The following is a 22,328-nucleotide window of genomic DNA, read 5'->3' as shown; positions in this document are numbered from 1 at the left end:
GCCGCCGACGCTAGCGCACGGTATTGCACCGATAAATCATGAGCTTCCCGGCAAATCATGATGTGAGAATGCTCGGCATGGCCCTCCAGATCACGACCCTCGCCGAGCGCCCGGAGCTCGGGGCGGCGCTGTGGAACATGGACCACACCTGGCCCGAGTTCATGTTCCAGGATGCGATCGCCGATCTTTTCTACCCGTTCGCCGACACGATCTACCCCGAGTACGTGCTCGTGGCCGACGACGACCTCGACCCCGGCCGGCTGGTCGCCAGGGCATGCATGATCCCGTACCGGGCGGACGGGGACGAGCTGCCCGACGACGGCTGGGACGGCGTGGTCCGGCGGGGCTGGCTGGCCCGCCAGCGCGGCACGCGGCCCGACGCCGTCTCGGCCCTGGAGATCACCGTCCGCCGTGACCTGCAGGGCAAGGGCCTGTCGTCGATGATGCTCGCGGCGATGCGCGAGCGTGCCGCCCGCCACGGCTTCAGCGAGCTGGTCGCGCCGGTCCGGCCCAACATGAAGCACCTCGAACCGCACACCCCGATGAGCGAGTACGCCTACCGCACCCGCGACGACGGCCTGCCGTACGACGGGTGGCTGCGGGTGCACGTACGCGCGGGCGGCAAGATCGTCAAGGTGGCGCCGCGGTCGATGACGATCGCGGGCACTCCGGCGGAATGGCGCGTGTGGTCCGGCCTGCCCTTCGACCGCACGGGCACCGTCGAGGTGCCGGGCGCGCTGAACCCGGTGCACTGCTCGGTGGAGCACGACCACGCCGTTTACGTGGAGCCGAACGTCTGGGTCAGCCACCCGCTGGGCTAAACGGTCGTACGGCGGCGCAGCTCGGCCAGGTGAGGACCGACGTCCAGGCCCTTCCCCACGGCCCACGCGTCATCGTGGTATGTCGCCAGATGCCGGTCGGCGGCGTCGCCGATCAGCGAGACCACGGTGCCGGTCTCGCCTCTCGCGCGCATGCGTTCGACCAGCTCCAGCGCTGCCCAGAGCGCGGTGCCCGAGGAGCCGCCCACCGGCAGCCCCGTCACTTCCCTGATGTGCCTGGCCGCCGCCAGGCTCGCCGCGTCCGGCACGGGGATGACCAGATCGACGAGGTCGGGGCGGAAACCGGGCTCGATGCGCGGCCGGCCGATGCCTTCTATGCGCGAGGGCATGCCGGTCGCGTAGTCAGGGGTGTCGAGGGTCCAACCCGGGAAATACGCCGAGTTATCAGGATCCGCCACCGCGACCCGGCACCGGCGTTCCCCGCCACCCGCCGCTTCGTCGCTTGGCACGGGCCTCCCACCGACACCTGGCGCGGCCCCCTCGGCAGAGACCCCTGGAAAGGCGCCGTCGCCAGCCCACACGACAGAACCGTCGGAAGCCCTCTCGACAGGACCGTCGGCAGCGCTCGGGACCGAACCGTCGGAGGCGCTCGGGACGGGGCCGTCGGCGTCGGTGCTCGGGGCAGAGGTGTCGGCTGGGCGGTGGGAGCGTAGCCAGTGGCCGAGGGTGGCGGAGGTCGCGCCTGTGCCTGCGCCCGTCACCACCCAGTCCGGGCTCACCTGGCCGAACAACTCCTCCGCCAGGTCATGAGGCGCCGACCGGCCGAACTGGTCGAGGAAATGCCCGTCGATCTCCCGGGCCGCATCGTAGATCGCCAACGGCGGCGTCACGAACCTGCACTCCCCGCCCAGCGCCTCCACCGCCCGCGCCCGCGCCTCGCTGCGCTCGCCCGGCATGACCACGACGTAAGACAACCCGAGCCGCCGCGCGAACCACGCCTGCGCCACAGCGGCATTCCCGCCCGTCGCCTCCACCACGGTCGTGCCCTCGACGACCAGCCCATCGAGGATGGCCTGCCGGAACAACGCCCTGGCATGCCGGTGCCGCAGGCTCCCTGTCGGCTGCGCGGACTCGTCCTTCAGCAGCAGCCTGATCCCGGGCGCCGGCACCGGAAAGTCGATCAACGGGGTCGGCGGCCCGGCGGCCAGGGTGTCCAGCACTCGCGCGTTCCAGCTCACCACTCCACCCTGCCAGGCGCCGGCCCGGAAGGCCGCGTCCGTTCGCCACAGGCGAGCATCACACGTCCAGGTACGTCCGTTCGCCCGGCCCGAGCAGCCGGAGCCGGTCGCCGAACCCCGCGAACGCCTGCTCCACCGTGTCCCTGCCCTGCGTGAAATGAGCCCAATGCTCGAAGTGCAGCGGCACCACGTACCGGGCCTGGAGGATCTCCGCGGCCGTGACGGCGTCGGCACTCGGCAACGTGAGGAACCCGTCCACCAGCGGCGTCCGCGCCCCACCCGCGAACAGCAGTGCCACGTCCACCGGCCCCACCCGCTCCGCGACGGCCCGCACGACGTCGAGGGAGGCGTTGTCCCCGCTCACATAGACGGTCGGCAGCCCCTCCCCGGCGAGCACGAACCCGGTCACCTCCCCCACCAGGTGCTCGGTCCCGTCAGGCCCGTGCTGGGCCGGTACCCCGGTCACCCGCACCACACCACCCACGTCGACGGACGTCCAGTTGGGCAGCCCACGCACCGGCGCGCCCACGCGCTCGGCCGCCGCCCCTGTGGACAACACCAGCGGCGCGGACGCCAGATAGGCACGCCCGGCTCTGTCCAGGTTGTCCGGGTGCTGGTCGTGGGAGAGCAGCACGACGTCCACCGGCCCGACCTCGTCGGCCCCGAGGGCGGGACCGGCGGTCTTCGTGAGTGTCCTGTTCCCGATCGGGTATTCGCCGGGCGCGTCGAACGTGGGATCGGTCAGCAGCCGCACGCCGCCCAGCTCCAGCAGCGCGGTCGGCCCGCCGACATAACGGATTTCCATGAACGTCAACGACACGGCGCCACGCCGGGTTATTCCGCCCGGAGCCCGTCGTCGATCCGCCAGGTCGCCCGGCGGCAGAGCACGGGGAAGCCACCCCGGCACATCGTGGCAGCTCAGCGGGGTTTGGCGGCAGTTGACCAAGATGGACGTCCCATGTACTGGCGCTGGACGTCACGTGCATCCAGGAGACATTCGTAAAGCTACCCATGGGTAGTTTTTGCGGATCCGTGCCATAGCGACAGAATCTCTTCATGGCAACCTACGCTGCGCTACGACCCGGAGATCCACAACGGCTGGGGGGCCTGGATCTCCTCGGCAGGCTCGGCGAGGGCGGCCAGGGCGTCGTATATCTCGCCAAAGACCATTCTGGCGGACATGTCGCGGTCAAATGGCTGCGGCCCGACTTGTCCGGCGACCACGCCAGCGTCGAGCGGTTCCTGCGCGAGGTCCAGGTGGCCCAGCAGGTGGCGCCGTTCTGTACCGCCGCCGTCCTGGGCACCGGAGTCGAGCAGGACCGGCCGTACATCATCAGCGAGTTCATCGAGGGGCCCTCGCTGCAGCGCGTGGTGCAGGAAGAGGGCCCGCGCGCGGGCACCGTCCTGCACCGGCTGGCCATCGGCACCGCCACCGCGCTGGCCGCCATTCACCAGGCCGGGATCGTGCACCGCGACTTCAAGCCGGCCAACGTGATCATCGGCGCGGACGGGCCGCGGGTGATCGACTTCGGCATCGCCAGGGCGCTGAACGCCACCTCCACCGTCAGCAGCACGGTCGTGGGCACGCCGTCATACATGCCGCCCGAGCAGATCATGGGGCATACCGTGGGGCCGGCGGCGGACATGTTCGCCTGGGCGAGCACGATGGTGTTCGCCGCCTCGGGGCGGGCGCCGTTCGGCAGCGACACGATGCCGGCCGTGATCAACCGGGTGCTCAACCAGCAGCCGGATCTGGGCGTCCTGGACGGGATGCTGGGTGACGTGGTGGCCGCCTGCCTGAACAAGGATCCGGCCCAGCGGCCCACCGCCGAGCAGGTGATCATGCGCTTGCTCCAGCACCCGGCGCCCAAGCCCGGCATGCTGGCGCAGGCCGCCGCCGAAGCGGCCCCGCAGGCGCCCTTCGCGCCGCCGTCCGGCCCGCCCTCGGGTCCGCAGCCCGGCCTGCAGCCGGGTCCGCAGCCGGGCCCGCCCTCAGGTCCGCAGGCAGGCCCGCCGTCGAATCCTCAGTCCGTGCCGGTTCCCTATCCCGGCCACTTCCCGCACCCGGCGCCGGCCGCGCATTCCGGGCAGGTCCCGCCGCCTCCCCAGCAGCAGTGGCAGCCGCCGACGCCGCCGCCCCCGTACGGACAGCCGACGTACGCGAGCATGTACAACCCGCCGCCGAAGAAGAGCAAGGCCCCGCTGATCGCCGGCATCACGGTGGCGGCCGCGTTGCTGCTGCTCGCCGGGGTGATCGTCGTCATCCAGATGGACAAGGCGGCGTCGATGCAGGCGGGACCGTCCGACTCGGCGACGCCCGGTCGCACGCGGACCAGCACCAGTGCCAGCGCCAGCCCCAGCTCTGGCACCGGCACGGACACCAGCGCCAGACCGAGCCCCAACCCGTCGTCCACGGCCGCCGTGCCGCGGACGGGCACCAAGCAGACGCTCCCCGGCAAGGTCTCGCTGTACGAGAACCCGTCCGACGCGATCGTCCTGACCTCTTACGAGATCTTCGACAAGGCCAAAGACGACTGGATCGACTACGCGAGGGGCTCGCTCCGCGGCCCGTTCACGAAATACGCCGGCAACTGGGAGTCCATGGTCTCGCCGGACGGCCGCTACCTGGCCAGCAGGGGCAGACAGTACAGCGACGACGGCTACGACTTCATCTACATCACCGACCGGCAGTCCAGTGAGCGTACGACGATCAAGACCGTCAAGGAACCGCTGATCAGCAGCATCAGGGCATGGTCGAAGGACGGCTCGAAGATCCTGCTCAACACGGAGCGGAAGACCGGGAAGGACAAGTGGATCTATCTCGGCTTCGTCCTCGTGGACCTGGCCACGAAGGAGGCCACCAAGGTCGACGTGTCCGACTCCTCTGTCCGCGACACGGCCTTCGGCTTCGACGGCGCCGACGAGGGCGTGGTCAACGCCTACGGCAGCGAGAAGAACCGCGGCCTGCGCTTCTTCGACGCCCAGGGCAAGGCCACGCGCTCGATGCCGGGCATCGGCACGCTGTCGGCCGGCACGCAGGACATCTTCTCGCCGTCGGGCAAGACGTTCGTCACCAACTGCCCCAACGGCGGGGACGGCGATCACTGCATCTGGGACGCCGCCTCCGGCGAGCGCCTGCGCAAGTTCTATTCCGACTGCGACAAGGTGCTCGGCTTCTACGACGAGAGCCACCTCTACTGCTGGGAGCAGGACAACGGCCTCAACGACGAGATCCAGGTGATCGACTTCTCCGGCAAGCTGTTGCGCAAGCTGCTGGAGGTGCCCAACGAGGTGGACTTCAGCCCCGCCTTCACCATCAACCCGCAGCGGGGCTCCTGAACCATCCGGTAGGGAAAGCCGTGATGAGGTCATGAAGACGCTGATCCGTACGGCCGTGACCGCCGCGGCACTCGTGACGGTGGCGGCCGCCTGCACCTCCTCCACGGGAGAGGCGCCGGTGCCCCCGAAGAAGACGACCCTCGGGGCGGTTCGCCTGGTGGCCTACACCAGCTGCGACGACATGCTGGCGGGCCTGCGGGAGAAGGCGGCGGCGAACGTCGGCCCGTGGGGGTTCGGCGGCGTCATGCCGCTGACGGCGCGGGCGGAGGACACGGCGGCGATCACCCCCAACGCGAAGACGGCCGTGCCCGAGCACTCCACGACCAATGTGCACGAGGCCGGCGTGGACGAGCCCGACCTGGTCAAGACCGACGGCAACCGGGTGATCACGGTGACCGGCGGCACCCTGCGGGTCGTCGACACCGCCACGCGCAAGGTCACCTCGACGCTGAAGCTGACCGAAGGCGACGAGCGCGTCTTCGCCCCCGCCGACCTGCTGCTGTCGGGCGACCGCGCGCTGGTGTTGTTCCGCGGCTACGGCGACATCATGTTCAAGGGGCGCTCGATGGTCCCGCTCGGCGACACCCGTTACGTGCTGGTCGACCTGTCCGGCGGACCGAAGGTCCTCAGCACGGTCAAACCCCAGGGCACCTACGTGGACGCCAGGATGGTCGGCTCCACGGTCAGGATCGTCACCCGCAGCCAGCCCGAGATCACGCTCCCACAGCCCAAGGAGGACGCCTCGGAGGCCGAGCGCATCAAGGCGAACCAGGCCGCGGTGCGCCAGGCCCCGATCGACGCCTGGCTCCCGAAGATCGAGATCACGGACACGTCGGGCGCCGTCAGGAAGGACGCGGTCCGCTGCGAGCGGGTCAGCCACCCCGCCGACTACACCGGCACCTCGCTGCTGACCGTGCACACGCTCGACCTGGCGCAGGGCGTCACCGCGACGGGCACCGACCCGATCAGCCTCGCCGCCGACGGCGACATCGTGTACGGCACCGGCACGAGCCTGTACGTAGCCAGCAACCCGCGCTGGTGGTCATTCCCGATGCCGATCGAGGACACCCCGGACGCCGCCCCGGCGGAGGAGCCCACCCCCGAAGAGCCGAAGCCGACCCCCACGATCCCGCCGGAGGAGACCGAGATCCACCGGTTCGACGTCGCTTCTCCTGGACCGCCCTCCTACGTGGCCTCCGGCAAGGTCAACGGCAGGCTGCTGAACCAATACTCGATGTCCGAGCACGACGGCCACCTCCGCGTCGCCACCACGCTCACCTCGGCTGACGGCAAGAACAGCTCCAGCACCGTCCACGTCCTGAAGGCCGACACCTTGGCCAAGAGCGGCGAGGTCGGCGGGCTCGGCGAGGGTGAGCGCATCTACTCGGTCAGGTTCATCGGGCCGATCGGCTACTGCGTCACGTTCAAGCAGGTAGACCCGCTCTACACGCTCGATCTGCGGGACCCGGCGGCCCCCAAGGTGACCGGCGAGCTGAAGATCACCGGCTACTCGGCATACCTGCACCCTGGCGGCGAGGGCCGGCTGATCGGCATCGGCCAGGAGGCCAGCGAGCAGGGCAGGACGCTCGGCACCCAGGTGTCGTTGTTCGACGTCAGCGACCCTGCCAGCCCGCGCCGACTGTCGCAGCTGTTCCAGAAGGACTCAGGGTCGGAGGCCGAGTGGGATCCGCACGCGTTCCTGTACTGGCCGAAGACCGGCCTGTCGGTGATCCCGCTGACCCAGCAAACCGAGTCGGGCGCGCTCGTCCTCAAGATCGATGACTCGGGTGTGTCGAAGCTGGGCATGATCAAGCACCCCGTCCAGGAGGGCCAGGACTACCAGCCCGGCATCCAGCGCTCGATGGTCATCGGCGAGACGATCTGGACGTTCTCGCAGGAGGGCATCCAGGTCAACGACGCCGCGACGCTCGCCTCACAAGCCTGGATCCCGCTTCGTTAAGCCACTTAAGAGGTGTCGGCCAAAGGAATCGGCTCGCATCGACTGGCACCTCTTTTGTGGACTTTTCCAGACAAATGATGAAAGCTTTACTGACAGTTCCCTGTCGAGGAAGGGCTTTCATGCGACCACTCACCCCCCTGCTCGCATTGCTCATCGGCGCTCTGGCGTTACCCCTGACGCCCATCCCCGTCTCTGCCACCGCACCGGACGGCACGTACATCGTCCAGCTCAACCCGGCGATGCGGGCGCCCCGCGGCGCCGCCCAGGACCAGGTGTCCCAGCACGGCGGCCAGCTCATCGGCGTCTACGAGCACGCCTTCAAGGGCTACACCGCCCGCCTGAGCGCGGCCGCCGCCGAGCAGCTCAAGCGCAACCCGAACGTCCTCAGCGTCGAGCCCGACGCCGAGGTCACCGCCTTCCCGCAGACCACGCCCACCGGCGTACGGCGGATCTTCGGCCCCGACAACCCGAACCTCGACATCGACGGCACCGACGACGTCCGCATCGACGTGGACGTGGCCGTGGTGGACACCGGCGTCGACTACACCCACCCCGACCTGAACGTGGTCGCACGGGCCAACTGCATGACCGGCGTCTGCCTCAACAACTCCGGCACCGACGACAACGGACACGGCTCGCACGTCGCGGGCACCGTCGGCGCGATCGACAACGCGATCGGCCCGGTCGGCGTCGCGCCCGGCGCCCGCATCCACGGCGTGAAGGTGCTCAACGCCGCGGGCTCGGGCACCCTGTCCGGCATCGCCGCAGGCATCAACTGGGTGGTGGCCCGCGCCTCCACCATCGAGGTCATCAACCTGAGCCTGGGCTGCAACGGCTGTTCCAGCAGCGCGATCAACACCGCGATCACGAACGCGGTCAACGCCGGCATCGTGGTCGTCGTGGCCGCCGGCAACAGCCACGCGAACACCTCGACCTTCTTCCCCGCCAACCACCCCGACGTGGTCACCGTCTCGGCCCTGACCGACAACGACGGCCTGCCCGGCGGCGCCGGCGGCAGCACGCTGTCCTGCCGCAGCGAGACCGACCAGGACGACACCTCGGCGTTCTACTCCAACTACGGCGCCACCGTCGAGATCACCGCACCCGGCACCTGCATCTACTCGACGTGGCGGAACGGCGGCTACAACACGATCAGCGGCACCTCGATGGCCTCCCCGCACGTGGCGGGCGCGGCCGGCATCCTCACCTCGGGTGCCCGCAAGCCGACGACCAGGGCGGGCTCGCTGGCCGTCCGCAGCACGCTGATCGCCACGGGCAACTCCAACTGGACCGATGACTCGGGCGACGGCGTCAAGGAGCCGCTGCTCGACGTGCACGACGCCACGCGCTACTAGCCCCCGGCGTAGCAGTCAGCGGGCGGCCTCCGGGCCGCCCGCACCAAGCGGCCTGGACGGTTCGGTCATGCTCACTCCGGTGCGACCACGGGGACGATCTCGGGCGCGCCGAGCCTGGTCGCGTCGGCCTCCTGGTCGGAGTCCTGCTCCTGGGAGCGACGCTCGGCCTCCACGCGCTTGGTGTAGTACTCCACCTCCCTCTTGACCTGCTCCCCGTCCCAGCCGAGCGGCCCGGCCAGCAGCTCGGCCGCCTCCTGCGCCACGCCCTGGCCGCGGTGGAAGGTCTCGATGGAGATGTGCGTACGCCGGGTCAGCACGTCGTTGAGATGCCTGGCGCCCTCGTGGGTGGCGGCGTAGACGATCTCGGCACGCAGGTAGTCGTCCGCCCCGGTCAGCGGCCTGGCCAGCGACGGGTCCCCCTCGATCAGCTCCAGCACCTCATCGATCAGCGACCCGTACCGCTGGAGCAGGTGCTCGATCCTGGCCACGTGCAGGGACGAGCTCTGGGCGAGCCGATATCTGGAGTTCCACAACGCCTGGTAACCCTCGGCGCCGGCGAGCGGGATGCGGTCGGTGCACGAGCGCGGCACCCGCTGGTCGAGCCCGTGCGCCACGGCGTCCACGGCGTCGCGCGCCATGACCCGATAGGTCGTGTATTTCCCTCCCGCGATCATCACCAGCCCCGGCACCGGGTGCGCCACCACGTGCTCTCGGGACAGCTTGGAGGTCTCGTCGGACTCGCCCGACAGCAGCGGCCGCAGCCCGGCGTAGACGCCCTCGACGTCGTCGCGGGTCAGCGGGACCGACAGCACGGCGTTCACATGGTCGAGCAGGTAGTCGATGTCCGCCCGGGAGGCCGCCGGGTGGACCTTGTCCAGCGTCCACTCGGTGTCGGTGGTGCCGATGATCCAGTGGCGGCCCCACGGGATCACGAACAACACCGACTTCTCGGTACGCAGGATGATCCCGGTCAGCGAGTGGATCCGGTCGCGCGGCACGACCAGGTGGATGCCTTTGGACGCGCGGACGTGGATCTGGCCCCGCCCGCCCACCAGCTCCTGGATGTCGTCGGTCCAGACGCCGGTGGCGTTGACCACCTGCTGGGCGCGCACCTCCAGCTCCTCGCCGCACTCCAGGTCCCGCACCCGCACGCCGGTGACCCGCTCCCCCTCCCGCAGGAACCCCACGACCTGCGACCGGGGCGCGACGAGAGCGCCGTACGTGGCCGCCGTGCGCAGCGTCGTCATCACGTAACGCGCGTCGTCCACCTGGGCGTCCCAGTACTGCACGGCGCCGGTGAAGGCGGCCCTCTTCAGCGCCGGGGCCAGCCGCAGCGCCCGCGACCTGGACAGGTGCCGATGGCCGGGGACGCCGCGGCTGAGCCCGGAGGCGAATCCGAGCGTGTCGTAGAGCGCCACGCCGGCGCCCACGTAGGGGCGCTCCCAGCCGAAATGGGTCATCGGGAAGAGGAACGGCACCGGCCTGACCAGGTGAGGCGCGATCCGCTGCAGCAGGAGCGCGCGTTCCTGGAGCGCCTCGCGTACGAGCTCGAAGTTGAGCTGCTCCAGGTAGCGCAGGCCCCCGTGGATGAGCTTGGAGGAGCGTGATGAGGTGCCCGAAGCGAAGTCCCTGGCCTCGACCAGCGCGACGTCGAGGCCGCGGGTCGCGGCGTCGAGCGCGATCCCCGCGCCGACGATACCGCCGCCGACCACGACCACGTCGAGCTCCCGCGCGGCCATGTCCTCCAGTGCCGCGGCGCGCTCCGCGGGCCCGAGCCGCGCCACGCTCCTTCCCGACGTCATAGCTCCCCCTATCGCCTGCGCTCCATACCTACCCAAGCCCGGCCCCATACGACCCCTGCCTCCGGCGAGGGGGCCGCTGTCACGCGCGTACGACCTTGACGCCGACGTCGGAGAGCTGCCCGGCGAGGGCGTCAGGCAGCTGCGAGTCGGTGACGAGGGTGTCAATCTGATTGATGGGGCAGATGCGGGAGAACGCCCGTTTACCGATCTTCGAGGAGTCGGCCACCACGACCACCTGGGCGGCCCGGCTGATCATCAGGTGGTTGACGCTGGCCTCGCCCTCGTGGTGCGCCGACGCGCCCAGCTCGACGTCGAGCCCGTCCACGCCGAGGAAGGCCACGTCCAGCGTCACCTGCTCCAGCACGCCGGACGCCAGCGGCCCGATGAGCTCGTACGACTGCTGCCTGGCCACCCCGCCCGTTACCACGATCTTGACGTGCCGGCGTACGGTGAGCTCCGCGGCGATGTTGAGCGCGTTCGTGACGATCGTGAAGCCGCTCTCCAGCGTGGACAGCGTGGCGAGGGTGCGCGCCAGCTCGGAGGTGGTCGTGCCGCCGTTGAGCCCCACCACGGCCCCCGGCGTGACCAGCTCGGCCGCCGCGCTCGCGATGCGGTGCTTCTCGTCGGCGTGCCTGGCCGTCTTGTAGCGCAGCGGCAGGTCGTAGCTCACGCTCTGCGCGACCGCCCCACCCCGCGTGCGCATGAGCATCTGCTGCTGGGCCAGCTGGTCGAAGTCCCGCCTGATCGTCGCGGTGGAGACGTCGAGCGCCTCGGCGGCCTCCTCGACCGACAGCCTGCCCTCCTGGGCCAGCAGCTCGAGGATGGCGTTCCAGCGGTCGTAGCGGGACACGAGGCCTCCTAGCGGATGCGGTCAGGAGCAAGCGTGGCACACGACGGCAGCCCCAGCCACCACTGCACATTGCTGCACTTTTCTGTTATAAACAATGCAGAAACAATCAATCATGGGAGGCATGCGGTGACCACCCACACCGAGGCCGAGATCGCGTCCCAGCCGTCGTGCTGGCGGCAGGCCATCGAGGACGTTCCCGTCGACGTGCTCCCCCGCCGGGGCGAGCGGGTCGCCGTCGTGGGCTGCGGCACGTCGTGGTTCATCGCGATGGCGTACGCGACCCTGCGCGAGCGCGCCGGCCACGGCGAGACCGACGCCTTCGCCGCCTCCGAGTTCCCCGCCGGCCGCCGCTACGACCGCGTGCTGGCGTTGTCCCGCTCGGGCACCACGACGGAGGTGCTGGAGCTGCTGGCCCGGATCGACACGGCGACCACGGCCATCACCGCCGACCCCACGACCCCGATCATGACGGCCGCCGACGAGGTCGTGGTGCTCGACTACGCCGACGAGCGGTCGGTCGTGCAGACCAGGTTCGCCACCACGCAGCTCGCCCTGCTGCGTGCCGGCCTCGGCGAGGACCTCGCGCAGGCGATCGCCGACGCCGAGGAGGCCGTGGCCGCGCCGCTGCCGGACACGCTGGTCGAGGCCGAGCAGTTCAGCTTCCTGGGCATCGGCTGGTCGGTCGGGCTGGCGCAGGAGGCGGCGTTGAAGATGCGCGAGGCGTCCCGATCGTGGACGGAGGCCTACCCGGCCATGGAATACCGGCACGGCCCCATCAGCATCGCCGCGCCCGGGCGCGTGACGTGGATGCTCGGCGCCGCCCCCGGGGGCCTTCGGGCGCAGGTCGAGCAGACCGGCGGGACGTTCGTCGAGAGCGGGCTCGACCCGATGGCCGAGCTGATCCGCGCCCAGCGCGTGGCCGTCGCCAGGGCCTTCGCCCGTGGGCTTGACCCTGACGAGCCCATGCACCTCACGCGATCTGTGATTCTTTCCTCATGAGCCTTACTCTCGCCGACGCCAGGATCGTGACTCCCGAGGGAGTGCACGAGGGGTGGCTGACCATTGAAGACGGCCGCATCACACACGTCGGCCACGGATCCGCGCCGGGGCCGGGCCTGAGCGTGGGCGGGCGGCACGTCGTCCCCGGGTTCGTGGACATCCACAACCACGGCGGCGCGGGCGGCTCGTTCCCCACCGGCGAGCAGGACCGGGCCCGCGACGCGGTGGCGCTGCACCGGCGGCACGGCACCACGACGACCATGGCCAGCCTGGTCACCGACTCGCTCGACGGGCTGACCCGGGCCGCGGCGGCGCTGGCCGAGCTGTGCGACGAAGGGCTGCTGGCGGGCATCCACTTCGAGGGCCCCTACATCGCCAGGAGCCGCTGTGGGGCGCACGACCCGACGCTGCTGCGCGAGCCCTCGACGCAGGAGTTCGCGGGGCTGGTGAAGGCCGGGCGCGGGCACGTACGCATGATCACCATCGCGGCCGAGCTGCCCCGCGCGCTCGACATGATCCGCATGGCCGTGGCCGAAGGCGTGATCGCGGCCATCGGGCACAGCGACGCCGACTACGACCAGACGATCACCGGCATCGAGGCCGGCGCGAGCGTGGCCACGCACCTCTACAACGCCATGCCGCCGCTCGGGCACCGCGCCCCGGGGCCCGTGGCGGCGCTGCTCGACGACGAGCGCGTGACGGTCGAGCTGATCAACGACGGGGTGCACGTGCACCCGGCCATGTTGCGGCTGGCGTACGAGGTGGCAGGGCCCGGCAGGACCGCGCTGGTCACGGACGCGATGGCGGCCACCGGGCTGGGCGACGGCGACTACGCTCTCGGCTCCATGCAGGTACGCGTGGACGGCGGCGTGGCCCGGCTCGTCAAGAGCGGCTCCATCGCGGGCTCCACGCTGACCATGGACGTCGCCTTCCGGCGCGCCGTGCGGGAGGTGGGCATGTCGCTGCCCGACGCCGTCCAGGTCGCTTCGCTGACGCCGGCGCGGGTGCTGGGGCTGTCCGACAGGATCGGCTCGATCGCCGTCGGCAAGGCGGCCGACCTCGTGGTGCTCTCCGATGAACTGGAGGTGGCCGGGGTGATGAAGGACGGCGTCTGGGTCACGGAGCCCCGATGATCCTCACCGTGACGCTCAACATGGCGCTCGACGTGACCTACGAGGTGCCTTCCGTCGACTGGGACGGGGTCAACCGGGTCGGTGCCGTGCACCGGCGCGCGGGCGGCAAGGGCGTCAACGTGGCCCGCGTGCTGGCCGCGCTCGGCCGACAGGTGCTGGTCACCGGCCTGGTGGGCGGGCCGACCGGGCGGGCCATCGAGGAGGACCTGGCGTCGGCGGGACTGCGGAGCGAGCTGTGCCGGATCGCCGGCGACTCCCGCACGACGCTGGCCGTCTGCGAGACCGCCGGCACGCCCGCCCACGACGCTGGCACGGCTGCCCCGCAAGAGCCGGGCGCCCCGCATGAGGAGGTCACGACTCGCCGCACGGCGCTGTTCAACGAGCCCGGCCCCGACGTCACACCCCACGAGCTGGCCGGCTTCGTGCGGCGCTACACGTCCCTGGCGCGGGAGGCGGACGTAGTGGTCCTCTCGGGCAGCCTGCCGCGCGGGGTGCCCGCCGACATCTACGCCACGCTCGCCGGCATCCCCGACGCGCCCGTGATCGTGGACGCGGACGGCGACCCCCTGCGCCACGCGCCCAAGGGCCGCCCCGCCGTCGTCAAACCCAACGCCGAGGAGCTGGCCAGGGCCTTTCCCGGCGGACAGGGCGCACAGGAGGTGCGGAGTCAGGGTGCGGAGGCCGTGGTCGTGTCCATGGGCGCCGACGGGCTGCTGGCCGTGACCGGGGAAGGGACATTCCGGGCGCGGATGCCGTACACCGTGGTGGGCAACCCGACCGGGGCCGGCGACGCACTCGTCGCGGGACTGGCGATGGACGTGGGGCGGCCGTGGCCCGACCGGCTCAGGAGGGCCGCGGCGCTCGGCGCGGCGGCCGTGGCCGCGCCGGTGGCCGGCGCGTTCGACCGTGACGTCTACGCCGCCATCCATCCACAGATCGTCATCACGTAAGGAGCCCGCCATGCCCCTCGCCGCCATCGGCGACATCGTCCGCCAGTCGCCCGCGGGGGTGGGCGCCTTCAACGTGATCCAGCTGGAGCACGCGGGCGCCATCGTGGCCGGCGCCGAGGCGCTCGGCCTGCCGGTCGTCCTACAGATCAGCGAGAACTGCGTGCGTTACCACGGCGCGCTGGAGCCGATCGCGCTGGCCTCGCTCGCAGTGGCCCGGCAAGCCGACGTGCCGGTCGCCGTCCACCTCGACCACGCCACCGACCGCGCGCTCGTCGAGGAGGCGGTGAAGCTGGGGCTCGGCTCGGTCATGTACGACGCCTCCGCGCTGCCCGACGAGGACAACGTCCGCACGACTGCTGAGGTGGCGGCCTGGTGCCACGAGCGGGGCGTGTGGGTGGAGGCCGAGCTGGGCGAGGTCGGCGGCAAGGACGGCGTGCACGCGCCCGGCGCCCGCACCAAGCCGCACGAGGCGGTCGGCTATGTGGCCAGGACCGGCGTGGACGCGCTGGCCGTGGCCGTGGGCACCTCGCACGCGATGACCAGCAAGGACGCGGTGCTGGACCTGGAGCTCGTCGCCGAGCTGCGGGCAGCGGTGCCGGTGCCGCTGGTGCTGCACGGCTCGTCGGGCGTGCCGGACGACGTGCTGCGCGAGGCCGTACGGCGCGGCATGAAGAAGATCAACATCGCGACGCACCTGAACAAGGCGTTCACCGGCGCCGTACGCGACTACCTGGCCCACGACGAGCGCGTCGTCGACCCCCGCAAATACGTCAAGGCCGGCCGCGACGCGGTGGCGCGCGAGGTCACGCACCTGCTCGGCGTGCTCACGAGCTGAGCTGCTTCCGCATCATCACGGCGGAGCGGCCCTTGACCCCTTCCCTGCCGGTCTCGACGTAGCCCAGCGACGTGTACAAGGCGATGTTGGAGGCCATCTTGACGTTCGTGTAGAGGCGCAGCGCGGGCAGCCCCAGCCGGCGCGCCTCCTCCTCTGCGTACGCCAGCAGCTCCCGCCCGATGCCCTTGCCGTGGCTCTCGGGCCGTACGGCGACATTGTCGACCAGCAGGACCCCGTCCTCGGGCACGAGCACGATCAGCCCTTGGAAGTCGTCGGTGACGTGCACCCGCCCGGCCTCGATGAGCGCGCCGTAGTCGGCCTCCATCGGGACCGGCCGCATGCCGATGACCTCGATCCACGGCTCGTAGGCGGCGTGGACCAGCTGCTCCACGCCGGCTCTGTCCTCGGGCCCGGCAAGTCTCATGCGGCCAATATTGCCAGCACCCGCTCCACCTGCCGCCGGAAGGTCCCCGGCGGATTGCGCGGGCTCTCGTGCGACAGCAGGAACAACCAGGTCATCCCGTGCAGTTTGCGGTAGTCGCGCATCAGCCGCTCCTCCGGCGGGCTCAGCTCGAACCGCCCCACGATGTCCACCTCGCCGTCCACCCACATGGACACGTGCTCGGCCATCTCCGCCAGCTCCCACACCCGGTCGCTGCGTCCGGAGTCCTCGAAATCGACCCTGCGGACGCGGGCGCCGTCCCACAGGAAGTTCGCCAGGTTGCCGTCGCCGCCCCAGAACACCGGTGTCACCCCGGACTCACCGGGAGTCCAGCTCTCCAGCCACCGCAGGCCCTCTTTCACGGCCCGGTCCGCCAGCGGGTCCCGCGACCGCCACTCCGCGCCCCGCCGCCGGACCCAGTCGCGGACCGCCGCACGCTGCCACGGGCGTATCGGGACAGTCTCGAGCACGGCAGGCGGCACAGCCGCATACAGCACGTCGAGCGCCTCGGCCATGGCCGCGACCTGGGCATCCCCCACGGACAGCCCACGCAGCGACACCCCGTCGATCCTCGTCATCGACACCACGCCGGCCTCGAACGCGATCGGCTCCGGCGCCAGCCCCGGAGCATGCTCGGCCAGCAGGGTCAGCGCCCGCCATTCGCGCTCCGCCCCGCCCTGCTTGCCATCCACATACCGTTTGGTGACGACGTCCCCGTCGAAGACCAGCTCGTGCGTATGTTGAAGATCAGCCACACGTCAGGGTAGCAACCGCTCCACCCGCCACCGGGCCTGACCGGCACCGGTCCTGCCCTACTCCCGTGGACCCCCGTCACCAGGGGAGGGGCCGCCCGTCGCGGAAGAAACCGCCGGTCGGCCCGTCATCCGGCAGATCGACGCCCCACAGCACGCTCCTCGCCCCCTCGGCGACGGGCCGCCCGCCCGGACCGCCCATGTCCGTCGCCGACCAGCCCGGACAGACGGCGTTCACCAGGATCCGGTCCTGCCGCAGCTCGGCGGCCAGCATCTTCGTCAGCGCGTTGAGCGCGGCCTTCGACACCGCGTACGCCGGCGTGCCCGCCCCCATGGACGCCAGGGACCCGATCTCGCTGGACACGTTCACCACCCGTCCGCCTCGCAGGAGGGGCAGGAGCGCCTGCGTCACCCGCCACGCCCCCAGCAGGTTCGTCTCCAAAGCCTCCCGCACCACGCCCAGATCCGCGTCCGCGGCCCGCTGCCAGGTGTCGTAGTGAATGGCCGCGTTGTTGACCAGGACGTCCACCCGCTCGTGAGACTCCCGCACGCCCTCGGCGAACGTGTCCACGGACTCCTGGTCCGAGACGTCCAGTCGCGTCGGCACCACCTCGCCGCCCAGCCCCTGAGCCGCCGTCTCGGCCTTGGCCAGGTCCCTCGCGGCGAGCAGCACCGTGTCACCGGCCAGCGCGAGCTGCCGGGCCACCTCCAGCCCGATCCCCCGATTGGCCCCCGTGACCACGCATACCCGACCCGCCATCAATGCCCCTGCTCATTTGCCTCGCGCCTGCGTCGCAGGAACTCGCGCTCCACCTCGTTGCCCGCCCGGTCGATGGCCGCCTCGTACGCCTGGGCCGCCTCCTCATGCCGCCCCAGCCGCCGCAACAGGTCGGCACGCACGGCGTGGAACAGGTGATAGCCCGCCACGTCGAGCCCGTCGACCAGGGCCAACGCCTTCTCGGGCCCTTCCGTCTCGGCCACCGCCACGGCCCGGTGCAAGGCCACGACCGGGCTAGGGTCGTACGTCAGGAGCTGATCGTACAGCCGCAGGATCTGATCCCAGTCGGTGTCCGCCACGCTCGGCGCGTCGCTGTGCACCGCGTTGACCGCGGCCTGGATCTGGTACGGCCCCGGCCGGTCGATCCGCAGGCAGCTCCGCACGAGGACCTGTCCCTCCTCGATGAGCCCGCGGTCCCAAAGCCCTCGATCCTGCTCGGCCAGGGGCACCAGCTCACCCGCCGGCCCCATGCGCGCGGCCCGCCGCGACTCGATGAGCAGCATGAGCGCGAGCAATCCCATGACCTCAGGCTCCTCCGGCATGAGTGCGGCCAGCAGCCGCCCGAGTCTGATGGCCTCCGCGCAGAGCTCCTCGCGCACGAGCCGATCGCCCGAGCTGGCCGTATACCCCTCGTTGAAGATCAGATAGATCACGGCCAGCACGGCGTGCAGCCGCTCAGGCAGATCGCGCTCCTCCGGCACCCGGTACGGGATCTTCGCAGCGCGGATCTTGTTCTTGGCCCGGACCAGCCGCTGTGCCATCGTCGGCTCGGGCACCAGGAACGCCTGTGCGATCTCCGCCGTGGTCAGGCCGCCGAGCAACCGCAGCGTCAGGGCGACCTGGGCGTGGACGGCGAGCGCGGGATGGCAGCAGGTGAAGATCAGTCGCAGCCGGTCATCGTGTACCGGCCCCTCCTCCGGAGGCTCGTCGCGGACCTGCAGCAGCGCGGCTTGAGCATGTTTGTCCTGCCGCACCGACTCCCTGCGCAGCCGGTCGAGGGCCCGGTTGCGGGCGGTGGTGATGATCCACCCCGCCGGGCTCGGCGGCACCCCGTCCACCGGCCAGCGCCGCGCCGCGACCGTGAACGCCTCCTGCACGGCCTCCTCGGCCACGTCGATGTCCCCGAAGGCACGCACCAGCACGGCCACGGCCCGGCCGTACTCCTCCCGGAACACCCGCTCAATCTCGGGCATGAGCCCGCCTCAACGCCCCCGGCGCGCCATCGACTCCACCGTGTTCTTGGCCTCCAGCAGGGACGCCCCGGTCGCCTCGCGGTAGATCTTGATGGCCAGGATCGTCTTCCTCCTCTCCAAGGCGTGGTAGAACTCCGGCGGCAGGAACGGGCCGCCGGAGTTCGCGAGCTCGGGATCGATGCCGAGATGCCGCTGAAGATCCGCCACCTGCCGCTCAAGCCGGGCGATTCTCTCCTCTACGGATTCCATGGTCGAAACACTACGCGTCCGAATCATGCAGCACGCGCACGAGTTGCCGCGCGAACCCCGCCCGGCCGCTCGGTGTAGCCCCCGTGCCCACCCCTGCGGGCGGGCACGGAATCCTAGACATGGCAAAAATGCGGATGAATGCAACGGCCTGCATGATCCTGAGTACAGTCAGTAAGCAGGGCTTCTACGATGACGGGAGCTGATCGTGAGGGAGGAGTCACAAGAAGTGACCGCCACTGTGATTGACCCGCAAGGAAGGTTTCGCGTCGACCTGCCCAACTCGGCCTACCAGATGTGGGTCGACGGGGTGCTCTGGGATTACCTCCACATCGCACACGACGGCACCCGAGTCGAAATCATCGATGGAGAGATCGTGCTGTCCCCCGCCCTCAGCCTCATGCACCAACTCATCTGCACGGAGATCGTCAACCTCATCCACGAGGCGCGCTTCAAGGACCCGTCCTACCGTTGGCGGGGTGTCGTCGCCAGCGGGCTGAACTTCGTCGCAGAGGAAAACGGCTACATCCCGGACGTTACCGTCCTGGATGAGGAAGTCATGCATGAGGCGTTGAAGCTCGACCAGAGGCACCTGATCACTGACCAATCCGAACTGGTCGTCGAGGTGACTTCCCCCTCGAACGCACACTTGGACCGGCCCTCGACCGGCAAGCGGGCGGGCAAGGGCAAGTGGTGCGGATATGCGCGGGCCGAGATCCCCTACTACCTGCTCATCGACCTCGACCCCGCCGTCTCCGCAATCACCCTCTACTCGATCCCCGACCAGGCCTCCGCCGCCTACCTCCATGAGGAGAGCTGGAGTATCGGCGAAACGATCGCCCTGCCCGACCCGATCGGGATCGAGATCCCCACGGACAAGTGGAAGCCTTGGGCCTGACCGGTGACCGGCCCTCTGGATCCTTCCGAAGGCCGGTCAACGTCAGCGCTGGGTCGGCGCCACCACGACCTCGACCCGCTGGAACTCCTTGATGTCGGAGTAACCGGTGGACGCCATCGTCCGCTTCAAAGCACCCATCAGGTTCATCGACCCGTCCGCCACGCTCGACGGCCCGTGCAGGATCTGCGCCAGCGTCCCCACGGTCCCGAACTCGACCCGACGCCCCCTGGGCAGATCCGGGTGGTGCGCCTCCGACCCCCAGTGGAACCCGTGCCCCGGCGCCTCGGCGGCCCGCGCCAGCGGCGAGCCCACCATCACGGCGTCCGCCCCGCACGCGATCGCCTTCGCGATGTCCCCCGAGGTCCCCATGCCACCGTCGGCGATCACGTGGACGTAGCGCCCGCCCGACTCGTCCATGTAGTCCCGCCGCGCCGCCGCGACGTCCGAGATCGCGGTGGCCATCGGCACCGCCACCCCCAGCACGTTACGCGTGGTGTGCGAGGCGCCGCCGCCGAAGCCCACCAGCACCCCGGCCGCGCCCGTGCGCATGAGGTGCAGGGCGGCCGTGTAGGTGGCGCAGCCGCCCACGATGACCGGCACGTCCAGCTCGTAGATGAACTGCTTGAGGTTGAGCGGCTCGGCTCGGCCCGACACGTGCTCGGCGGAGACCGTGGTGCCGCGGATGATGAAGATGTCCACGCCGGCGTCGATCACGGCCTTGTGGTATTGGACCGTGCGCTGCGGCGACAGGCGTACGGCAGTCGTCACGCCTGAGGCACGGATCTCCTCGATGCGCCGCCCGATCAGGTCCTCCTTGATCGGAGCCGCGTAGATCTCCTGGAGGCGCTTGGTGGCCGCCGCGGCATCCAGGGCAGCGCACTCCTCCAGCAGCGGCGACGGGTCCTCATAGCGCGTCCAGAGCCCTTCGAGGTCGAGCGGGGCCAGCCCGCCGAGCCGCCCGATCTCGATGGCGGTGGCCGGCGACACCACGCTGTCCATGGGTGCGACGACCACGGGCAGCTCGAACCGATAGGCGTCGATCTGCCAGGCGATCGAGACCTCCTCCGGGTCACGAGTGCGCCGCGAGGGCACCAGGCCGATCTCGTCAAGCGCGTACGCCCGGCGCCCGGTCTTCCCCCGGCCGATCTCCACCTGCTGAGTCATGAACTTACCTTCTGTGATAGTTCGGAGCTTCCACGGTCATCTGGATGTCGTGGGGGTGGCTCTCCTTGAGGCCCGCCGCCGTGATCGGCATGAGCTGCCCGTCGGTGTGCATCTGCTCGATCGTGCGGCACCCGGCATACCACATGCCCTGGCGCAGCCCGCCGACCAGCTGGTGCGCGACGGCCGCGACCGGCCCGCGGTAGGGCACCTGCCCCTCGATGCCCTCGGGGATGTATTTGTCATCGCCACCGACGTCGGCCTGCGCGTAGCGGTCCTTGCTGAAGGAGGTGCCACCGCGCTCGCGGTTGCGTACGGCGCCGAGCGACCCCATGCCCCGGTACGACTTGAACTGCTTGCCGTTGATGAAGATCAGCTCACCGGGCGACTCCTCGCACCCGGCCAGCAGCGAGCCGAGCATGACCGTGTTCGCGCCGGCCGCGATGGCCTTGACGATGTCGCCGGAGTATTGCAGGCCGCCGTCGCCGATGACCGGAATGCCCGCCGGCGCGCAGGCCTTGGATGCCTCATAGATGGCCGTCACCTGCGGCGCGCCCACGCCGGCCACCACCCGGGTGGTACAGATGGAGCCGGGCCCGACGCCCACCTTGACCGCGTCGGCGCCGGCCTCGACCAGCATCTGCGCGCCCGCCCTGGTCGCGATGTTGCCGCCGATGACCTCGACCTTGCTGTTGGCCTTGAGCTTGCCGATCATGTCGGCCAGTCCCTTGGAGTGGCCGTGGGCCACGTCCACGACCACCACGTCCACCCCGGCCTCGATCAGGGCCTTGGCACGCAGCTCGGCGTCGCCGCCGACGCCCACGGCCGCGCCCACGAGCAGGCGCCCGTCGACGTCCTTGGTGGACAGCGGATATTGCTCGCTCTTGGTGAAGTCCTTGACCGTGATCAGGCCGCGCAGCCTGCCGTCGGCGTCGACGAGGGGCAGCTTCTCGATCTTGTTCTGCCTGAGCAGCGCGAACGCCTCGTCCCTGGACACCCCCACCGGGGCGGTGACGAGCGGCATCTTGGTCATGACCTCGCGGACGGGCCGCGACTGGTCGGTCTCGAAGCGCATGTCGCGATTTGTCACGATGCCGACCAGCGTGCCCGACATGTCGGTCACGGGCACCCCCGAGATCCGGTACGTCGCGCACAACCGCTCCACGTCGGCCAGCGTGTCGTCCGGGCTGCAGGTGACTGGGTTGGTCACCATCCCCGCCTCGGAGCGTTTGACCAGATCGACCTGCTGCGCCTGCTCCTCGATCGACAGGTTGCGGTGAAGAATGCCGATGCCGCCCTGCCTGGCCATGGCGACCGCCATGCGCGCCTCGGTGACGGTGTCCATGGCCGCCGAGACCAGCGGGATGGACAGCGAGATGCCGCGCGACAGGCGGGATCTGGTGTCGGCCTCTCCCGGCTGCAGGTCAGAATAGGCGGGCACCAGCAGCACGTCATCGAAGGTCAATCCCGTATCGGTGAACTTGGACATGCTGCGGCCCCCTCTGCCGTTGCCTTGATTGGACCAAGTCTAGGGCCTGCGTCCAAACCGAGTCTCGGCGCCTGGGAGGTCGCGATGCCGGGAGGACGATGACCCCCACGGCCCGTCGTACTCCCGGCA

The 22,328-nt window shown here is 70.4% G+C and carries 20 protein-coding genes; 9 read left to right on the top strand and 11 right to left on the bottom strand.

Going from position 1 to position 22,328, the window contains the following annotated elements:
• Positions 1–77: 77 nt before the first annotated feature.
• A complete protein-coding gene (locus Q9G87_RS53920) occupies positions 78–821 on the top strand; it encodes a GNAT family N-acetyltransferase (RefSeq protein WP_305924470.1) in 744 nt (247 codons plus the stop codon).
• Here the strand turns inward: Q9G87_RS53920 and Q9G87_RS53915 are convergent.
• The gene (locus tag Q9G87_RS53915; protein WP_305924469.1) at positions 818–2,017 is read right to left on the bottom strand and encodes a PLP-dependent cysteine synthase family protein; all 1,200 of its coding nucleotides are present in this window, start codon (positions 2,015–2,017) and stop codon (positions 818–820) included. The genes Q9G87_RS53920 and Q9G87_RS53915 overlap by 4 nt on opposite strands.
• Before the next feature lie 58 nt (positions 2,018–2,075).
• Positions 2,076–2,822: an MBL fold metallo-hydrolase gene (locus tag Q9G87_RS53910; RefSeq protein WP_305924468.1), complete on the bottom strand. Its 747-nt coding sequence runs from the start codon at positions 2,820–2,822 to the stop codon at positions 2,076–2,078.
• Between the two features lie 251 nt (positions 2,823–3,073).
• Here Q9G87_RS53910 and Q9G87_RS53905 point away from each other — a divergent pair, with 251 nt between their 5' ends.
• From Q9G87_RS53905 to Q9G87_RS53895, 3 genes are all read left to right on the top strand, one after another.
• On the top strand, positions 3,074–5,356 hold the full coding sequence (locus Q9G87_RS53905; protein WP_305924467.1) for a WD40 repeat domain-containing serine/threonine protein kinase: 2,283 nt from the start codon (positions 3,074–3,076) through the stop codon (positions 5,354–5,356).
• 31 nt (positions 5,357–5,387) lie between these two features.
• Positions 5,388–7,316, top strand: a complete 1,929-nt coding sequence (locus Q9G87_RS53900) for a beta-propeller domain-containing protein (RefSeq protein ID WP_305924466.1) — start codon at positions 5,388–5,390, stop codon at positions 7,314–7,316.
• 119 nt (positions 7,317–7,435) lie between these two features.
• Complete coding sequence (locus tag Q9G87_RS53895; protein ID WP_305924465.1) at positions 7,436–8,671, top strand: S8 family peptidase; 1,236 nt, start codon at positions 7,436–7,438, stop codon at positions 8,669–8,671.
• Positions 8,672–8,742: 71 nt separating this feature from the next.
• Here the strand turns inward: Q9G87_RS53895 and Q9G87_RS53890 are convergent, their stop codons facing one another.
• Together Q9G87_RS53890 and Q9G87_RS53885 are read right to left on the bottom strand one after the other, a co-directional pair.
• Positions 8,743–10,473 (bottom strand): glycerol-3-phosphate dehydrogenase/oxidase, encoded by a 1,731-nt coding sequence (locus Q9G87_RS53890; protein ID WP_305924464.1) that lies wholly within the window; start codon positions 10,471–10,473, stop codon positions 8,743–8,745.
• Between the two features lie 79 nt (positions 10,474–10,552).
• Positions 10,553–11,323 (bottom strand): DeoR/GlpR family DNA-binding transcription regulator, encoded by a 771-nt coding sequence (locus Q9G87_RS53885; RefSeq protein WP_305924463.1) that lies wholly within the window; start codon positions 11,321–11,323, stop codon positions 10,553–10,555.
• Between the two features lie 126 nt (positions 11,324–11,449).
• Between Q9G87_RS53885 and Q9G87_RS53880 the strand changes: the two genes are divergently transcribed.
• From Q9G87_RS53880 to Q9G87_RS53865, 4 genes are read left to right on the top strand one after another with little or no spacing between them, the layout of a single operon-like run.
• A complete protein-coding gene (locus Q9G87_RS53880; protein ID WP_305924462.1) occupies positions 11,450–12,322 on the top strand; it encodes an SIS domain-containing protein in 873 nt (290 codons plus the stop codon).
• Complete coding sequence (gene nagA, locus Q9G87_RS53875; RefSeq protein ID WP_305924461.1) at positions 12,319–13,455, top strand: N-acetylglucosamine-6-phosphate deacetylase; 1,137 nt, start codon at positions 12,319–12,321, stop codon at positions 13,453–13,455. The genes Q9G87_RS53880 and nagA overlap by 4 nt, the downstream gene beginning before the upstream one ends.
• Complete coding sequence (locus Q9G87_RS53870) at positions 13,452–14,405, top strand: 1-phosphofructokinase family hexose kinase (RefSeq protein WP_305924460.1); 954 nt, start codon at positions 13,452–13,454, stop codon at positions 14,403–14,405. Before nagA ends, Q9G87_RS53870 begins: the two co-directional genes overlap by 4 nt.
• 10 nt (positions 14,406–14,415) lie before the next feature.
• The gene (locus Q9G87_RS53865) at positions 14,416–15,240 is read left to right on the top strand and encodes a class II fructose-bisphosphate aldolase (RefSeq protein WP_305924459.1); all 825 of its coding nucleotides are present in this window, start codon (positions 14,416–14,418) and stop codon (positions 15,238–15,240) included.
• Here the strand turns inward: Q9G87_RS53865 and Q9G87_RS53860 are convergent.
• The 5 genes from Q9G87_RS53860 to Q9G87_RS53840 all read right to left on the bottom strand — a co-directional run bounded on the left by Q9G87_RS53860 (position 15,230) and on the right by Q9G87_RS53840 (position 18,654).
• The gene (locus Q9G87_RS53860) at positions 15,230–15,664 is read right to left on the bottom strand and encodes a GNAT family N-acetyltransferase (protein WP_305924458.1); all 435 of its coding nucleotides are present in this window, start codon (positions 15,662–15,664) and stop codon (positions 15,230–15,232) included. The genes Q9G87_RS53865 and Q9G87_RS53860 overlap by 11 nt on opposite strands.
• Positions 15,661–16,437 carry a phosphotransferase family protein gene (locus tag Q9G87_RS53855; protein WP_305924457.1) on the bottom strand — a complete coding sequence of 259 codons (777 nt, stop codon included), beginning with the start codon at positions 16,435–16,437 and terminating at the stop codon, positions 15,661–15,663. The genes Q9G87_RS53860 and Q9G87_RS53855 overlap by 4 nt, the downstream gene beginning before the upstream one ends.
• Before the next feature lie 76 nt (positions 16,438–16,513).
• Positions 16,514–17,194, bottom strand: a complete 681-nt coding sequence (locus tag Q9G87_RS53850; protein ID WP_305924456.1) for an SDR family NAD(P)-dependent oxidoreductase — start codon at positions 17,192–17,194, stop codon at positions 16,514–16,516.
• Complete coding sequence (locus Q9G87_RS53845) at positions 17,194–18,405, bottom strand: RNA polymerase sigma factor (RefSeq protein ID WP_305924455.1); 1,212 nt, start codon at positions 18,403–18,405, stop codon at positions 17,194–17,196. The genes Q9G87_RS53850 and Q9G87_RS53845 overlap by 1 nt, the downstream gene beginning before the upstream one ends.
• A gap of 9 nt (positions 18,406–18,414) precedes the next feature.
• Positions 18,415–18,654, bottom strand: coding sequence for a hypothetical protein (locus Q9G87_RS53840; protein ID WP_305924454.1), 240 nt, complete (start codon positions 18,652–18,654; stop codon positions 18,415–18,417).
• A gap of 226 nt (positions 18,655–18,880) precedes the next feature.
• Here Q9G87_RS53840 and Q9G87_RS53835 point away from each other — a divergent pair, with 226 nt between their 5' ends.
• Entirely contained in the window at positions 18,881–19,549 is a 669-nt protein-coding gene (locus Q9G87_RS53835) for a Uma2 family endonuclease (RefSeq protein WP_305924453.1), read from the top strand.
• A gap of 42 nt (positions 19,550–19,591) precedes the next feature.
• On the opposite strand, the gene Q9G87_RS53830 is transcribed toward Q9G87_RS53835, so the two are convergent.
• Positions 19,592–20,713: a GuaB3 family IMP dehydrogenase-related protein gene (locus tag Q9G87_RS53830; RefSeq protein ID WP_305924452.1), complete on the bottom strand. Its 1,122-nt coding sequence runs from the start codon at positions 20,711–20,713 to the stop codon at positions 19,592–19,594.
• 4 nt (positions 20,714–20,717) lie between these two features.
• Positions 20,718–22,199: an IMP dehydrogenase gene (guaB, locus tag Q9G87_RS53825; RefSeq protein ID WP_305924451.1), complete on the bottom strand. Its 1,482-nt coding sequence runs from the start codon at positions 22,197–22,199 to the stop codon at positions 20,718–20,720.
• Between the last annotated feature and the right edge of the window lie 129 nt (positions 22,200–22,328).

The organism is Nonomuraea turcica (genome assembly GCF_030718205.1).
Lineage (GTDB): Bacteria > Actinomycetota > Actinomycetes > Streptosporangiales > Streptosporangiaceae > Nonomuraea.
Note: the sequence above shows the minus strand (reverse complement) of the source record. Positions and strands in the feature narration are given on the sequence as shown.

Excerpts from the sequence above, each read along its gene's own strand:
- Q9G87_RS53920 (WP_305924470.1), top strand. The coding sequence starts at position 78 with ATGGCCCTCCAGATCACGACCCTCGCCGAGCGCCCGGAGCTCGGGGCG.
- Q9G87_RS53890 (WP_305924464.1), bottom strand. The coding sequence starts at position 10,473 with ATGACGTCGGGAAGGAGCGTGGCGCGGCTCGGGCCCGCGGAGCGCGCC.
- Q9G87_RS53865 (WP_305924459.1), top strand. The coding sequence starts at position 14,416 with ATGCCCCTCGCCGCCATCGGCGACATCGTCCGCCAGTCGCCCGCGGGG.
- Q9G87_RS53900 (WP_305924466.1), top strand. The coding sequence starts at position 5,388 with ATGAAGACGCTGATCCGTACGGCCGTGACCGCCGCGGCACTCGTGACG.
- Q9G87_RS53850 (WP_305924456.1), bottom strand. The coding sequence starts at position 17,194 with ATGGCGGGTCGGGTATGCGTGGTCACGGGGGCCAATCGGGGGATCGGG.
- Q9G87_RS53905 (WP_305924467.1), top strand. The coding sequence starts at position 3,074 with ATGGCAACCTACGCTGCGCTACGACCCGGAGATCCACAACGGCTGGGG.
- Q9G87_RS53870 (WP_305924460.1), top strand. The coding sequence starts at position 13,452 with ATGATCCTCACCGTGACGCTCAACATGGCGCTCGACGTGACCTACGAG.
- Q9G87_RS53830 (WP_305924452.1), bottom strand. The coding sequence starts at position 20,713 with ATGACTCAGCAGGTGGAGATCGGCCGGGGGAAGACCGGGCGCCGGGCG.
- guaB (WP_305924451.1), bottom strand. The coding sequence starts at position 22,199 with ATGTCCAAGTTCACCGATACGGGATTGACCTTCGATGACGTGCTGCTG.
- Q9G87_RS53910 (WP_305924468.1), bottom strand. The coding sequence starts at position 2,822 with ATGGAAATCCGTTATGTCGGCGGGCCGACCGCGCTGCTGGAGCTGGGC.
- Q9G87_RS53860 (WP_305924458.1), bottom strand. The coding sequence starts at position 15,664 with ATGAGACTTGCCGGGCCCGAGGACAGAGCCGGCGTGGAGCAGCTGGTC.
- Q9G87_RS53840 (WP_305924454.1), bottom strand. The coding sequence starts at position 18,654 with ATGGAATCCGTAGAGGAGAGAATCGCCCGGCTTGAGCGGCAGGTGGCG.
- Q9G87_RS53845 (WP_305924455.1), bottom strand. The coding sequence starts at position 18,405 with ATGCCCGAGATTGAGCGGGTGTTCCGGGAGGAGTACGGCCGGGCCGTG.
- Q9G87_RS53895 (WP_305924465.1), top strand. The coding sequence starts at position 7,436 with ATGCGACCACTCACCCCCCTGCTCGCATTGCTCATCGGCGCTCTGGCG.
- nagA (WP_305924461.1), top strand. The coding sequence starts at position 12,319 with ATGAGCCTTACTCTCGCCGACGCCAGGATCGTGACTCCCGAGGGAGTG.